The sequence below is a fragment of the Paenibacillus vulneris genome (genome assembly GCF_039543185.1).
GTDB classification, from domain to species: domain Bacteria; phylum Bacillota; class Bacilli; order Paenibacillales; family NBRC-103111; genus Paenibacillus_S; species Paenibacillus_S vulneris.
The window spans coordinates 103103-117347 of the sequence record NZ_BAABJG010000004.1 but is presented as its reverse complement, the minus strand read 5'-3'; the positions used below and the strand labels follow the sequence as shown (position 1 = coordinate 117347).

Sequence of the window (14245 nt, the reverse complement as noted above, 5' to 3'; positions counted from 1 at the left end):
CCTGCGCATACAAATCGCGAAAGGTGATAGGCGGGGTGTCCCCTGGAGGAGCGATAGCGTCCGCCTTTGTTCTCGGGAAATATCCGCTATAATCTAATGTAATCAATATTTCCCGAGAACAACAGCGGCCGGAGGGGGATACCCCGCTGGGTACCGGAGCGATTTTTTGGATTTCAGGCTTCCCAACCGTCGCAGCCTTCTACATTAATTAGAGGGCTGCGCCTCAATCTCGATGAATCTGAGCACTAAGGATAAGACCGATAGAGAACATATTGATAATTATCGAGGTGCCTCCGTAGCTGATGAAGGGCAGCGTTATCCCCGTCAACGGCATCAGGCCCATGAGCATCCCGATGTTCTCGAAGATTTGAAACAGGAGGACGGCGGACACGCCTACCGCCATAATTCCCGCTATATAAGCAGAGCCGGTGTTCATGAACAGCAGCCTGCTGATCAGGATCAGATAGAGGGCAATGAGTGCCGAGCAGCCGATAAAGCCGAATTCCTCTCCGATGACGGCGAAGATGGAATCGGAGTACGCGAACGGGATGCGTCCGCGGTTCTTGGAGCTGCCCTGCATGAAGCCTTCTCCGCTCAGTTGGCCCGAGCCGATGGCGGTAATCGTTTTTTTGACATGATAGGCTGCATCGTCCGAGGCTTGATCCGGCATTAAATACGTGTCGATCCTTTCCGACCAGTGACCGAGCTTCTTGTCCAGCAAATACCGCTCTATCGAATCATGATAATGAATATAGCTGTAGACAAACGCAATCAGAGAAGCCGCGATGAGAAGAATCAGGAGAAGCATGTGCCTGTATTTCATATTCCCCATCCACAGCATGGCGAAAAGAATAACCAAATAAATGACGGCATTTCCGAGATCCGGCTGCTTCAGTACCAGAATGAAGGGAATTAGAGTCATCAAAGCCATAGGAACGACATCGCGGGTGATTTGCAGAGGGTCGTAGTTTTTTTTCTCAAGCAGCTTTACAATAGATAGGATCAGTACGATTTTCATCAGCTCAGCCGGCTGAAAGTTAAACCCGAACGGCAGCTCGAACCAGCCTGTAGCTCCGTTAATTTTGCTGCCCAGCTTATAGACGGCAACCAGCAGGAGCAAGGCAATGCCATAGATGTAGTACGACATCTTGACGACCAAGCGGTAATCCCACAGCGCGGTCACGATGAGCACCACGAAGCCTATGGCGTAATTGATCATATTTTTGATATAAAGATTATGATACTGTTCATCATACGTGGTGGCGCTCTTAATGAGCAGGGTGCTGATGATCATGAACAAGAAAAGAAGAATGAGTATGTGATAGTCCAGTTTTTTGATATTACGAATCATGGCTGTTGCAAATCTCCTTTTGCTGCGTGCTGGTAACCAGCGATCTCCTGAAACGGATAAATTAGTAAGGACGGTTTATTCAGTGTAACATATTATGAAGCGATTATACATTTTTACGCGGGTAGCCCGCGGGCTGAAGGAAAAGGCTGTTCGAAGCCGAAACCATAGAATAAGAACTTGTGACAGAAAAGAGTGAATGTCTTGAAAATCGGCATTTTTGACTCAGGTATCGGTGGAGTCACGGTACTTCACCAGGCGTTGAAGCAGCTGCCTAATGAAGATTATATTTATTACGCGGATACACAGAACGTTCCATATGGCGAGAAGCCGAAGGAAGAAGTCAAACGATATATATTCGAAGCGGTAGATTTTATTGCCCGGCAAGGAGTGAAGGCGGTTGTGATCGCCTGCAATACGGCAACCAGCGTAGCGGTGGAGGACTTAAGAGCGAAGTATGCGTTTCCTGTGCTTGGCATCGAGCCTGCAGTCAAGCCGGCTGTGCAAGCTAGCGAAGCTATGGGCAAGAGGGTACTGGTGCTGGCGACCTCGCTAACGCTCAAGGAGAAGAAGTTCCATGACCTGGTGGACCGGATTGACAGCCATGCCATTGTCGACAAGCTGCCGCTGCCGAATCTGGTCCAGTTTGCCGAGAGATATCAATTTCAGGAGGATGACGTCATCCGTTATCTGGAGGATCAGCTCACTCCGTTTGACCTGAAGCAGTACGGTACGGTCGTTCTGGGCTGTACGCATTTCCCTTTCTTTAAAGCAGCCATCAGGAAGCTGTTTCCTGATGATGTGGTGCTGATGGACGGGAGCGTCGGTACGGTGAAGCATTTGAAAAGGGTGCTGGAAGCAAGCGGCCAAACCGGGGATGGAACAGGTCAGGTCACCTTTTATACTTCCGGTGTAAAGGTTGAGGACGGGGTCTTATTGTCCCAATATCATCGGCTGCTGGAAATGCTGTAAACGGGAATCAAATGAGAAGCCCTTAGTCTTTTCCCTGTGTGGGGAAGGCTAAGGGCTTTGCTTTTTGGCATGCGGCTACTTATAAAGAATACTGTCCTTAAGCGTGGCTACATGGGTCAATACTTCATCGATTTTTTCCTCGCCGACGCCAAAATGGGCAAGCGCATCATGAAGATGGCCGACCACGGCATTGAAGTGCTCCGGCTGAAGGTTCATTCCTTCATGGGCTTTTTCCATAGACTTGCCGGAGTATTGATTCGGACCGCCCAACGCAAAGCTGATAAACTTCGCCTGGTGCCTCCGCTGCTTTTCCATATCGGTTTTGGTGAAGAAGGAGTTTATCGAGTCATCGGCCAAAATTCGGTTGTAAAATTCGTCTACGACCTTGGAAATCGCGTCTTCTCCGCCTAATTGTTCATAAAGTGTGGTTGTCACCTGGCAGTACCTCCCCGGTTATTCATTATGTACTTACCAATTCTAGCATTATTAGGACTGGCTTATCTATAGGATAACCTGGCCTCAGCCAATTTATCATGATCGGCGGATCGACTCTTTCTAACGCGCTATTCTAAAGGCAGCACCGTAGGGAGGACATACCGATGTAGGACCATCGTCGGATTTTATCCCTTTGTCATCGTTTCACCGCACTCCATTTTCGACAAAAATCGCATATCCTATATTCATAAGAGAAACCTATGATTTGAACAGGAGGGTTACACCATGGTAAAAAAATCAATGGCAGCCTTGCTTTGCTTGTCATTAGCCTTTACGGCAGCGGCTTGCGGAAACAAGGAGGACGGCGCTAATGGCGGAGGAGCCAGCAGCGGCGGCAAAACGAAACTGACATTCTGGACAGCAGACCGTCATGATGCGGATTATATTAAAGGTCTTGTAGAAAAGTTCAATACGGATAACCCGGATATCGAAGTGGAAATGAGCGTGATGTCGGAGAACTACGTTCAATCCGTCGATCTGGCTTATGCCAGCGGACAAGCTCCTGATATTCTGAATGCCAAATTTGATTTCGTGAACATGGCTCGCAAGCAATACTTCGAACCGCTCGATTCGTTCATGAAGGATGATATGAAAAAACGTTTTGAAGGCACGCTTCGTGACAGCGCCAACATGTATGACGGCAAAATCTACACGCTGCCTAACTACGGAACAACGATTCGTCTCGTGTATAACCAAGAGCTGTTCGAAAAGGCCGGCATCGCGAACCCGCCGAAAACGCTTCAGGAAATGGTGGATGCGGCCAAGAAAATTACGGACATGGGTAAAAAGGATGGCATCTACGGCTTTGCCGAGAACTTCAAAAACCCTACAAGCGCTATGGAGCGTTCCGTACGTAACATTCTCCAAGTTAGCGGCTACGGCGTAGACGGCTACAACTTCAAAACAGGCAAATACGATTTTGCAGGCTATAAAGAGGTAATCTCCGCATTCAAGAAAATGAAGGATGACGGAAGCATGCTGCCAGGCGTGGAATCGATGGATATCGACCCGCTGCGCGCGCAATTTGCCGCAGGTAAAATCGGGATGTACTTGTCCTACTCTGCGGAAATCGGCGTGTACCAGACTCAATTCCCTACCAAAATCAAATGGGCTGCAGCACCGGTACCATCCATTGACGGTACCATCAAAGGTCTTAACGGGATGAACGGAGCTCAATGGCTCGCTATCAGCAACAGCTCCAAGAATAAAGAAGCGGCATGGAAGTTCGTGAACTACATGTACAGCGAAGAGAACCTGGTGAAATATGCAGAAACAGGTCTTGGGATGCCAGTCCTTCAATCCGTTGCGGAAAAAATGAAAACTCCGGATATCTATGGATATAAAGATTTCGTTCCTAACAAATCCGATGCCATCTGGCCTATCAAACCGAACGTGGACAGCTCGCTGCAAGGCTTGAAATATGCGGATGCGTTCTGGAAATACATCTTGGACGGCAGCGGCGACCTGGACGGCATTATTGCCGACCTGAGCAAGCGTTACAACGATGCCCTGGATAAAGCGGTGAAAGCCGGCGACGTGAAAGTGAATCCGGATCCGAACTTCGATCCGATGAAATTGAAGTAAATCAGGCTGGTTTGTTGAGAGGCGGGACCTTATCTTGATGGGTCCCCTTCTTTTTGCCAAAGTCAATGCTTACGAAGTAAGTTTCGTCTCCGACGAAACTCTCAGGAGGGAACATGATGACCAAAAAATCCAGGCTGTTAGGGATATCTGCCGTATTCGTACTCCCGAGTCTGCTCCTTACGCTTATTTTCTCCGTATATCCGATCGGCTGGGCTATCCGGTATATGTTTTACGACTATAAGGGGTACGGGAAAGAAGTGTTTATCGGACTCGATAATTTCAAGCAGCTGATGCACGACCAATTGTATTGGGATTCGGTGTGGAACACCTTTATTTATGCGGGAGGCAAGCTGCTCATCACGCTGCCGTTGTCCTTGATTCTTGCTGTTATCTTAAACCGGGCGATCCGGGGTCGCCAGTTTTTGCGGGCGGTCTATTTTATGCCGACGGTTATCAGCTCCGCGGTTATGGCGGTTGTCTTCTTCATCGTATTTAACTCCTACAACGGCATTTTGAATAAAATGCTGCTGAATCTTCACATCATCTCGCAGCCTATTGACTGGCTCGGACAGAAGCATGCGATGCTTACGGTGATTCTGATCGCGGCTTGGGGAGCCTTCGGGAACTATATGCTCCTGTTCATCGCGGGCCTGCAAAGCATTCCTAACGATGTATACGAAAGTGCTTCTCTGGACGGAGCCAACGAGGCTCAAAAATTCTGGTACATTACGATTCCCATGCTCGGACCTGTACTGCAAATTATTATTATGTACGCGATCATCAACTCGCTGAAGGGCTATGAGAGCATCATGGTACTTACCGAGGGCGGTCCGGTCGGAAAGACGGAGGTTATGTTCCTGTATGTCTACAAGCTGTTCTTCCCGGTATCGACAGGCTCCGGCGTACAGCCGCAATTCGGATACGGTTCTGCGGTAGGTTTCGTTACGGCCTTGATCGTCGGTCTGATTACGGCGGCCTACTTCTACATTTCCAAACGTCTTAACAAGGTTTATTAATAGGGGAAGGGAGCGAAGACTATGAATAACGCGCCTGCAACCGTACATGCGGGGCAAAAAAGCCGGTCCAAGGCCAGCAAATATACAAGCCAAATCATCCTTTGGGCATTTTTGCTAATTGTCCTTATCGTTACTGTGTTTCCAGTTATTATGGCGATTATCAACTCGTTTAAAACGAATATCGAAATTAACTTAGGCGATACGTTCTTCCCTAAGACATGGGAGTTCAGCAACTACTTGACTGCGTGGAAAAAGGGGAATTTCAGCACCTTTACGTGGAACAGCTTGTTTATCAGTATTGTGTCCACCATCGGTACGCTGATCGTCGCTTCCATGGCGGCCTTCGCGGCGAACCGGCTTCCTTTTCCGGGGAAAAAGCTGTTCGTGTTCATTCAATCCGCTACGATGTTTATCTCGATCGGTGCGGTCGTACTTCGTCCGCAATATGATATCATGGTTTCTCTCGGCTTGAATAAAACGCTGTGGGGCGTCGTTATTATCCTTATTGCGGCCCATGCTTCGACCTTCTTCATTCTGCTCGGGTTCTTCCAAGGGATTCCGAAGGAATTGGATGAAGCGGCGATGCTGGACGGCTGCGGTTACTTCCGCATCTACTGGCGGATCGTTCTGCCGCTCGTGGCTCCAGGTCTTGGTGTATCGGCACTGTTTGCCTTCCGTCACGGCTGGAACGAATATATCCTGCCGCTTGTCTTCACAATGAGCTCGCCGAAGCTGCAGCCGTTGACCGTAGGTCTTGCAAATCTGCGCTACGGCACAGGCGATGCCGCTCAGCTCAACCTGATGCTGGCCGGTGCCTGCTTGTCCATCCTGCCAATTCTGGTCGTCTACACCTTGGCGAACAAATCGTTTATGCAAATGTCCGCAGGCTCCTTAAAAGGATAAAGCCATGCTTGCAGCAAAAACGCTCTTTCCAAGCTTTTTAGGAAAGAGCGTTTTTTTCGTCACGGGTGTTCTTAAGCGGCAGTTTGACGGTAAAAGCCGTGCCTTCACCCAAACGGCTGTGCACTTGGATAGAGCCCTGGTGGCGCTCGATGATGTTCTTGACGATGGAGAGCCCGAGACCACTGCCTCCGGCTGACCGCTGCCGTGCCTTATCGGCTTTGTAGAAGCGCTCGAAAATATGCTCCTGATCCTCCGGGGAAATGCCAATGCCCGTATCCGATATGCGAATCACGGCATCGCCATCATGCCGGGTCAAATGAATCCCGATCGTGCCGTCCTTCGGGGTGAATTTGATGCTGTTGTTAATCAGATTCACCCATACCTGACTCATCATATCTTCATCTGCTTCCACAACAACCTCATCTAGAGATACATCCATATCCAGGTTCTTGTTAACCCATTGAGGCTCGCATGCAAGCACGAGCCTGCGAAGCTGTTTGTCCAGCCGGTAAGGCTTGGGCTCGAATGGGTGGTGCCGCGACTCGAGCGAGGTCAGCTTGAGCAGATTATCGCTCAGCTTGGACAGACGGGTGCTTTCGGTCTCGATGATCTCAAGATAATGCCTCCGCTCGTCGGCACTCAGCTGCTCGTTATGAAGGGCGCGGGCGAAGCCGGTAATGGATGTCAGTGGAGATTGAATCTCGTGCGAGACGTTCGAGATAAACTCCTGCCGCATCTGCTCGATCTGGTTCAATTCGACCGCCATGTGGTTCAGGTTTTCCGCCAGCTCTCCCCATGGGCCATGGTCCTTGCGCGTATCGAAGGTGACGTTGAAGTCCCCTTTGGCTATTTTCCGGATGGCATCGATCATTCGTTTCAAAGAAAGCATCTGCTGCTTTCGCTTCGGGGATGCGAGCAAAGCAAGCAGGAGAAACAGAAGCAAGTCGACGATGACCGTGACGAGCTGCTTGCCGTAATCATGAAACAAGCTTTCCGTATCCGCCTGGATAAAGAGGGCATAGGAACGGCCTGCAATCGAGATGGGTTGGCCGGTGATAGCCAGACCCGGCCGGAATATGTTCTTGCGCTCCATATACTTCATCTCGGTGCCGGACAGCACCCGGTCGATCTCGGTCCGATCGAGGGACGAGGCGAACATAACGGCCGGCGCTCCGCCGAACTCCAGCTTGCGGCCCGAATCATCGACGAGAACGAGCCGCTCCTGCTTGAGGATCGCGAGCTCTTCCATCAAGCCGTCCCAATTGCCGGCATGGCTGTCGGCGAGAAGGGCTATCGTCCTCCCGTTGCCCAGCATCTCGTCCCATATGGCTTCCTTGCCGCGCCAATCATAATAATAAGCGGTCAACAGCGAAGCTATCGTCCACAGCGCTATGGACACGGTGAGGAAGAGTGTCATGCCGAAAGCCACGCTTAGGACGAATTTTTTTCGCGGTTTCATGATAGATCCTCCAGCCGATAGCCGAGCCCGCGGATCGTATGGATCTTGAAGCCGTATTGGTCCTCCGGAAACCTCTCGCGAAGCCGATTGATATGGACGTCCACGGTCCGTTCATTGCCTTCAAAATCATAACCCCACAGCTGCTCGATAAGCTGTTCGCGAGAGAAGGTTTTGCCCGGATAGCTGCCCAGTTTGAACAGCAGCTCAAATTCCTTTAACGGCAGCGTCATGCTCTCGCCGTCTGCAATAAGCTCGTACGTCTTGCGGTTCATCGACAGCTTGCCGAATTGGATGGTCTGAGAGGAGGCGATGCGGTATCGCTTGAGCAGCGCCTTCACCCGGACGACCAGCTCCAGCGGATCGAACGGCTTTACCAAATAATCGTCTGTGCCGAGCTCGAATCCTTTGACCTTCTGGGCCGTTTCGCCTTTGGCCGTGAGCATAAGAAGGGGGAGCTCGTAATGCTCTCTTAGCTCGCGGCACAGCTCCCAGCCGTCCATGTTCGGCATCATGATATCCAGAATCACCATATCGACAGTAACGGACTCCAGTAAGGCAAGCGCTTCTACGCCGTCCGAGGCTTCTATCACCTCGAATCCCTCTCCGCTTAGAAACACCCGCACCAGCTCGCGGATATGCGAATCGTCATCGACAATCATTAATTTGGCCATCTTCCCAGCCTGCCTCCTTTGTGCAATAACCGCCAACGGTTCGAACGGGATAAGGAATAATCTTGGCAATATCATATATCAGTTCCTCGGTTTATGCGAGCTCGGGAGAGGAGAGGGCCTCTTTCGGGCCTGCCTCACCCGGATCTTTCATCATGGCCGGCCTTGCCGTTGACACCGCAGGGTCAAGAGCAGCCAGCAACAGCCCAAGCAGCCAGTCGGTCAAAGTCAGCTCCAGGCTTGGTTTTGCAGTCGCCATTCACGTATCCGCTCCTTTGTTTTTTGCTAAGAACAGAATACGAAACTTTTTTAAACGGAATATAAACGGAATGTATTGGATGACCAAGAGGATATGTTCCCAAAGCAAAAAGGATTACCTTATTGCGCAGGCAATCCTTTTAGTCGAGATGGATGAGGCTGGAAAGATGAAGACCGTGCTTTAATAGTAGGGCCTTTGCTGAGACGGCGGATAAGCGGGCTGGGCCGAATAACAGGCCGGGTAAGGGAGAATATTTTGAATCTGGCTCAGGGGGTAATGCTTCGTTGCGAATTGCGTATGGTACAAATATTCCATAAGGTATATCTCCCCGCCGCTGACGCTGCACAAAATCCCCGATACCCCTTGCCCGTTGGTCAAAGAGACGCCGACCGGTTTACCTATCAAGTAATGAATGCTTTGCTGCCAGGACATTACGAATCCCCTCCGTATGGTTAGAATATGAAGGGGCGGGATGCAGGGTGACTCGCCTAGTGAACGGACCGGATTAAGACGGTCTCTTGTAAACCGGCGGTCAGGAAGGATGCTGCTTAATCTCGATGAGAATGCTATCTCTGCCGCACCGCTCCATCTCTTGGACCGTCTGGATCAGCTTGATGGCGGCATTCCATTTCTCCTGCTCAATAGCGGATAAAATAATTTCTTTCATATCACGTTTGGTCGTGAGGTTATACTGCATTCGCATCGCTCCCTGTAACCGGTTTCTTTCCTGTTTGTTATTATTTCCACCAAACGGTTTTTTCAATCTTCAACAAGCAAAAAGACGGCCGCCCGCGGGGCAGCCGCCTTCCAAATTAAAATTGAACGATCAAATGGCTGAGCGAGCCGTATTGATAGCTTTGATGCAGCAGTTTGGCCTTCTTGCGGGTATCCCCTGCACCCATCGCGATAAAGATCGGAAGGAAATGCTCGTAGTCGGGCGTTGCCACCTTCGCGTAAGGACCTTGATTCAAATAATCGAACAAGGCCGCGGTATCCCAGTCCTGCATGCGGCCGATGAGCCAATCGTCGAATTCTTTGGCCCAACTGTCGGCTTGCTCGGGCTTACCGAAATCCATGGCGCGGAAGTTATGCACGGTCGCGCCGCTGCCGATGATGACGACGTTTCTTTGGTCGCTAAATGCCGCCAAGGCTTGCCCAATGCGATATTGCTGCTCCGGAGGCAGCAGCGGATTGACGGAGAGGGCGATCACCGGAACATCGGCCTCCGGATACATGTGCCGCAGCACGACCCAGGATCCATGGTCGAGTCCGCGGACGGTGTTGCGGGCTGCCGGGATGCCGGCCGCCTCGAACAAGCCATGGAGCTCATCAGCGATGCTGACCGAACCGCGCGCCGGGTATACGACCCGGAACAGCTCATCCGGAAATCCGCCGAAATCGTAAATCGTTTCGTAGACTTGATCCGTTGACGCAAGCTCTTGCTGGCGGCTTACCCAGTGGGCCGAGAACAATATAACCGCTTCCGGCTTACCCAGCCGCTCACCCAACTGGCGGAGCTCCCGGGTGTAAGGGAGATCCTGAATCGCCAGCATAGGCGATCCATGACCGATAAAAAAGGATGTTCCCATTGTTTAAAGCCTCCTCCAATTAAGATTGGGTTGCATTCGCAGAACGTCCGAACAGGCGGTCGATTCCCCAGCCTTTTTTCGGTTCGACGCTTAAGAAGAGAGCAATCAGCATATAAGCCAGCTCAAGCTCGAAGCCCGGAGCCTTGCCGTCTCCGAGAAGACCCATCGGCAGCTTGGTGCTGATAATGGCGCCGGCCATCAGCAGAATATAAGCGATCGATATATAACGGGTTGCGAAGCCGACGATGATAAGGATCCCCCCGATCAATTCGAGGAGGGCAACCACATACCCCAGCTGGCCAGGCAGCCCGATGCTGTTGAACCAGCCCGCCACATTGCTTAACCCCATTTGCAGCTTTGCTATACCATGAGCCATGAACATTACACCGAATAGGATGCGTACGATCGTATGAATAATACTTCCTTTTGGCACAAACATTCTCTCCTTTTAACTATAAATTTGTAAGTTACTTTAAATAAAAATTAACATGTTTGCCGCTGAGCGTCAAGAAGAAATATTTCTCATACAAATATAATATTTATATTATTAATAATTTGGACACCTCCGCGAATGTCTCCACTAGAAAAAACAAACCTAACCTCTTAAGTTTGTTCATTGTTGAATGGTTCTTCAGGATGCCATAATAAGCATGTAGCAAGGAGAATCGATGTGAGGGGGAGCACTAATGAGGAGAATGCGTAAGGTCCATCTGGCTTTGACCGGAACGCTGGTATTAAGTCTTGCGGCATGCGGGGGAGGGGGCAGCCCGGCGCCGGGTCAAGCGAATCAGGGGGAAGGTTCCGGCGATACCGCCAAGGATAAGGAGAAGCAGTCTGCAGTCACCATCACCTTTCAAAATATATATCCGGATCCGACGACCCCAAAATATAAAGTAGTCCATAAAATTGTAGCCGATTACACGGCGGCAAACCCGAACATTAAAATCGAGCTGGACTCTCTGAACACGGACCAGCAGAAGCTGAAGCTCAAAACCCAGGCAGCCTCCAAGGAGGTTCCGGATATTACGATGGTGAATCCCAGTGCGCAAATGAAGCCGTTCGTAGATGCCGGCCTGCTGGCGCCTTTGAACGATGTGTTGGATAAGAACGGGCTGAAGGACACGTTCCAGAAGGGCATTCTGGATTATTACACCTTCAACAATAACGTATACGCTTTCCCGGACGGCAATAACCTTGGGGTTGTCTACTACAATAAGGAGCTCTTCGCTCAGGCCGGCGTTGAGGTTCCCAGGACGTTCGAGGAATTGGTGGACGTATCCAAAAAATTAAAGGCAAAAGGGATTACACCGATTTCCATCCCCGAGAAAGATACATGGACCGGCTCCTTCTTATTTATGAACATGGTGCTAAGGACGAACGGCGGACCGAATTTCCTGAAGGATGTTATGGATAAGAAGAAAACGTTCAACGATCCGGCGTTTGAGCTGGCTGTTTCCAAGCTTCAGGACCTCATCCAAGCCGGCGCCTTCCAGGAAGGGGCAACCTCGTTCGACTATAATGCAGGCGAAAACCTGTTCCGCAGCGGTAAAACCGCCATGTATTATATGGGCACCTGGGCAACGGGAAGCATCGACGACTCATCGATCAAAGGCAAGGTCGGCGTGTTCAAGTTCCCGACGGTGGACGGAAAAGGAAATCCGGATCAATACATGCTGGCTCCGGGCAGCGGCTTCGCCGTATCGGCTAACAGCAAGCATTTGAAGGAAACGAAGGATTTCTTGAATTATTTCATGGTGAACTTCCCGAAAGTATCGTTTGAATTGAACAATGCAGTCGGTCTGGCGCAAAAAGTAGACGGCGATTTCAAAGCCGCGGGCTATTCGCAGCTGTCTATCGATGTGCTGGAACTGTTTAAAACGGTACAGGGCGGGGATTTGGCCTTCGACAACACGATGAACCCGGGAGCAACTCAAGCTCACTTGACCAGCATTCAAAACCTGTTCGTCCAGAAAAAGGATCCCAAGGAAGTAGGGAAGGAGCATCAAGCGGCCTTCGAGGCGAACAACAAATAAAACGAAGCTAGGTGGGAAGGGAACCGGGAAGTTGGACGGTTCCCTTTATCCTTAGACAAGGAGGATGTTACAGTTGAACGCACTAAGGGTTCCGAAATGGACCATCGCTTTATTCGTGCTCCCTTGCTTACTCTTGTATGTGCTGTTGGTTTTTATTCCGATTCTCGTCTCCTTTTACAGCGGCTTGCTGGATTGGAATGGAATTGGCACGTCGGAGTTTATCGGTCTGGACAACTTCAAGACGATGTTTACGCAGGACCCGGTTTTTTGGCCCTCTGTCGGAAGAACACTGCTGTTCGCTTTATTTTCGATGGCGGAGATTCCCATTGCGCTGTTCATTGCCATCTTGATCAGCCGTTTCGTCCGCAAGCCGAACTTCTGGGTATCGAGCTACTTTTTGCCCGTTATCCTGTCGGTTGTCGTGATAGGGCAGCTGTGGAAAACGATCTATAATCCCGCATCGCTCGGCGGTATGCTGAATCAGGTTCTTATCTCGGCAGGCCTCAAGGATTGGACCCGGGAATGGATTTCCGACCCGAAGGTCGCCATTTTCTCTCTTTTTTTCGTAGCTTTATGGCAGTATCTCGGTTACCATGTGCTGATCCAGTTTACGGGGATACAAAATATTTCGGCAGACATTTACGAGGCCGCTCGTATCGACGGTGCTGAAGGGCTGACTGCTGACCGTTACATTACGCTGCCTATGGTGCTGCCGATTTTTAAAATATCGATAGTTCTTTCCGTCATTGGATCTTTGCAGTCGTTCGACCTGATTATGGTCATGACCGCGGGAGGACCGGGCCACGCGACAGACGTCATATCGACCCATATGTACAACATGTCCTTTTTATCCATGAAATATGGCTACGGAAGCGCTCTGGCGTCCTTCCTCGTCGTAGAATGCCTGGTCGTGACCGTCCTGTTGAATGCCGTGTTCCGCTGGCTGGAAAATAAGTATGCTTAATCGAGAGGAGATCCCGCTAATGAGCTCCATAACCGGTAGAGTCACTGTTCCGAGCACCGTGAAAGCCCGCCGAAGCCGGTTTTCGGCAGGCAAAGGTCTCGTTATGGTGCTGCTGTCCGTGCTGTTCGTCACACAGATTTATCCGCTTGTCTGGCTGCTGCTCTATTCACTGAAGACCAATGAAGAAATATTAAGCGGCAGCTTCTTCTCGCTTCCGCAGTCGCCCCAGTGGCATAATTTTAAGGACGCCTATGTTTCGGGGAATTATCTGAGGTATTTGTTTAACAGCTTTTTCGTCACATCGGTAACGATGCTGACGGTCATCGTGCTCTGCTCGATGGTCGCATATGCGATAACAAGGTTCCGGTTCCGTTACGGGAACGCAGTGATGCTGGTGTTCCTCGTCGGGATCATGATACCGCTGCAAGCGACGCTGCTGCCCAATATGATCATTTTTAAGCACCTGGGCATTCTGAATACGTATTTGGCATTGATATTGCCGTACATTTCCTTCTCCACGCCGATTGCCGTCTTCGTTCTGTCCGGCTTCATGCGATCAATTCCGGTGGAAATCGAGGAATCCGCCATTATGGACGGTGCAAGTATCCTTCGGCTGTTCCGCAGCATTATTTTGCCGATCTCCGTACCGCCTATCATGACCGTCTGTATATTAACGTTTATCTCGGTTTGGAACGAGTACATTATGGCGGCTACGTTTATCTCGTCCCAGAAGCTTAAAACGCTGCCTTTCGGCGTCTATAGCTTTGTCAGCCAATACTCGGCCAACTACGGAGCTATCGGAGCCTTCCTCGTCATGGGGGCCGTGCCGGTTGTCATCATCTATTTCCTCCTGTCAGAGAAAATTACGAAGGGAATGGTCGCCGGAGCCGTTAAAGGATAGAGATTACAAAATTTCCTTGTACCGCACGGGGGCATCTGCTCAAACACAAAGCGA

Annotated in this window: 16 protein-coding genes; 7 read left to right on the top strand and 9 right to left on the bottom strand. The window is 50.4% G+C overall.

Features of this window, described 5'->3' with window-relative positions; translation table 11 throughout:
- Positions 1–223: 223 nt before the first annotated feature.
- Positions 224–1351 (bottom strand): FtsW/RodA/SpoVE family cell cycle protein, encoded by a 1128-nt coding sequence (locus tag ABEA66_RS04740; RefSeq protein ID WP_225948233.1) that lies wholly within the window; start codon positions 1349–1351, stop codon positions 224–226.
- A 201-nt stretch (positions 1352–1552) separates the two neighbouring features.
- On the opposite strand from ABEA66_RS04740, the gene murI reads away from it, so the two are divergent.
- Entirely contained in the window at positions 1553–2320 is a 768-nt protein-coding gene (gene murI, locus ABEA66_RS04735; protein WP_192702994.1) for a glutamate racemase, read from the top strand.
- A gap of 75 nt (positions 2321–2395) precedes the next feature.
- Here the strand turns inward: murI and ABEA66_RS04730 are convergent, their stop codons facing one another.
- Positions 2396–2755 carry a group I truncated hemoglobin gene (locus ABEA66_RS04730; protein ID WP_345586523.1) on the bottom strand — a complete coding sequence of 120 codons (360 nt, stop codon included), beginning with the start codon at positions 2753–2755 and terminating at the stop codon, positions 2396–2398.
- 285 nt (positions 2756–3040) lie between these two features.
- Between ABEA66_RS04730 and ABEA66_RS04725 the strand changes: the two genes are divergently transcribed.
- The 3 genes from ABEA66_RS04725 (at position 3041) to ABEA66_RS04715 (ending at position 6318) form a co-directional block, all read left to right on the top strand.
- Positions 3041–4399, top strand: a complete 1359-nt coding sequence (locus tag ABEA66_RS04725; RefSeq protein WP_079911174.1) for an ABC transporter substrate-binding protein — start codon at positions 3041–3043, stop codon at positions 4397–4399.
- A 116-nt stretch (positions 4400–4515) separates the two neighbouring features.
- Positions 4516–5415, top strand: a complete 900-nt coding sequence (locus tag ABEA66_RS04720; protein WP_345586634.1) for a carbohydrate ABC transporter permease — start codon at positions 4516–4518, stop codon at positions 5413–5415.
- A 21-nt stretch (positions 5416–5436) separates the two neighbouring features.
- Positions 5437–6318: a carbohydrate ABC transporter permease gene (locus ABEA66_RS04715; RefSeq protein ID WP_345586521.1), complete on the top strand. Its 882-nt coding sequence runs from the start codon at positions 5437–5439 to the stop codon at positions 6316–6318.
- A gap of 37 nt (positions 6319–6355) precedes the next feature.
- On the opposite strand, the gene ABEA66_RS04710 is transcribed toward ABEA66_RS04715, so the two are convergent.
- From ABEA66_RS04710 to ABEA66_RS04680, 7 genes are all read right to left on the bottom strand, one after another.
- A complete protein-coding gene (locus ABEA66_RS04710; protein ID WP_345586519.1) occupies positions 6356–7777 on the bottom strand; it encodes a sensor histidine kinase in 1422 nt (473 codons plus the stop codon).
- Positions 7774–8448, bottom strand: a complete 675-nt coding sequence (locus ABEA66_RS04705; RefSeq protein WP_079911171.1) for a response regulator transcription factor — start codon at positions 8446–8448, stop codon at positions 7774–7776. The genes ABEA66_RS04710 and ABEA66_RS04705 overlap by 4 nt, the downstream gene beginning before the upstream one ends.
- 91 nt (positions 8449–8539) lie before the next feature.
- Entirely contained in the window at positions 8540–8704 is a 165-nt protein-coding gene (locus ABEA66_RS04700) for a hypothetical protein (protein ID WP_345586514.1), read from the bottom strand.
- 180 nt (positions 8705–8884) lie between these two features.
- Complete coding sequence (locus ABEA66_RS04695) at positions 8885–9136, bottom strand: hypothetical protein (protein WP_079911170.1); 252 nt, start codon at positions 9134–9136, stop codon at positions 8885–8887.
- 100 nt (positions 9137–9236) lie between these two features.
- Complete coding sequence (locus tag ABEA66_RS04690) at positions 9237–9401, bottom strand: hypothetical protein (RefSeq protein WP_179136035.1); 165 nt, start codon at positions 9399–9401, stop codon at positions 9237–9239.
- Between the two features lie 115 nt (positions 9402–9516).
- Positions 9517–10293 (bottom strand): DODA-type extradiol aromatic ring-opening family dioxygenase, encoded by a 777-nt coding sequence (locus tag ABEA66_RS04685; RefSeq protein WP_079911169.1) that lies wholly within the window; start codon positions 10291–10293, stop codon positions 9517–9519.
- Positions 10294–10312: 19 nt separating this feature from the next.
- A complete protein-coding gene (locus ABEA66_RS04680) occupies positions 10313–10726 on the bottom strand; it encodes a DoxX family protein (RefSeq protein ID WP_256865371.1) in 414 nt (137 codons plus the stop codon).
- Between the two features lie 253 nt (positions 10727–10979).
- Here ABEA66_RS04680 and ABEA66_RS04675 point away from each other — a divergent pair, with 253 nt between their 5' ends.
- The 3 genes from ABEA66_RS04675 to ABEA66_RS04665 all read left to right on the top strand — a co-directional run bounded on the left by ABEA66_RS04675 (position 10980) and on the right by ABEA66_RS04665 (position 14191).
- Complete coding sequence (locus ABEA66_RS04675) at positions 10980–12326, top strand: sugar ABC transporter substrate-binding protein (RefSeq protein ID WP_345586509.1); 1347 nt, start codon at positions 10980–10982, stop codon at positions 12324–12326.
- Between the two features lie 73 nt (positions 12327–12399).
- Positions 12400–13290, top strand: a complete 891-nt coding sequence (locus ABEA66_RS04670) for a carbohydrate ABC transporter permease (protein WP_345586507.1) — start codon at positions 12400–12402, stop codon at positions 13288–13290.
- 103 nt (positions 13291–13393) lie between these two features.
- Positions 13394–14191: a carbohydrate ABC transporter permease gene (locus tag ABEA66_RS04665; RefSeq protein WP_225948250.1), complete on the top strand. Its 798-nt coding sequence runs from the start codon at positions 13394–13396 to the stop codon at positions 14189–14191.
- Positions 14192–14245: the final 54 nt, after the last annotated feature.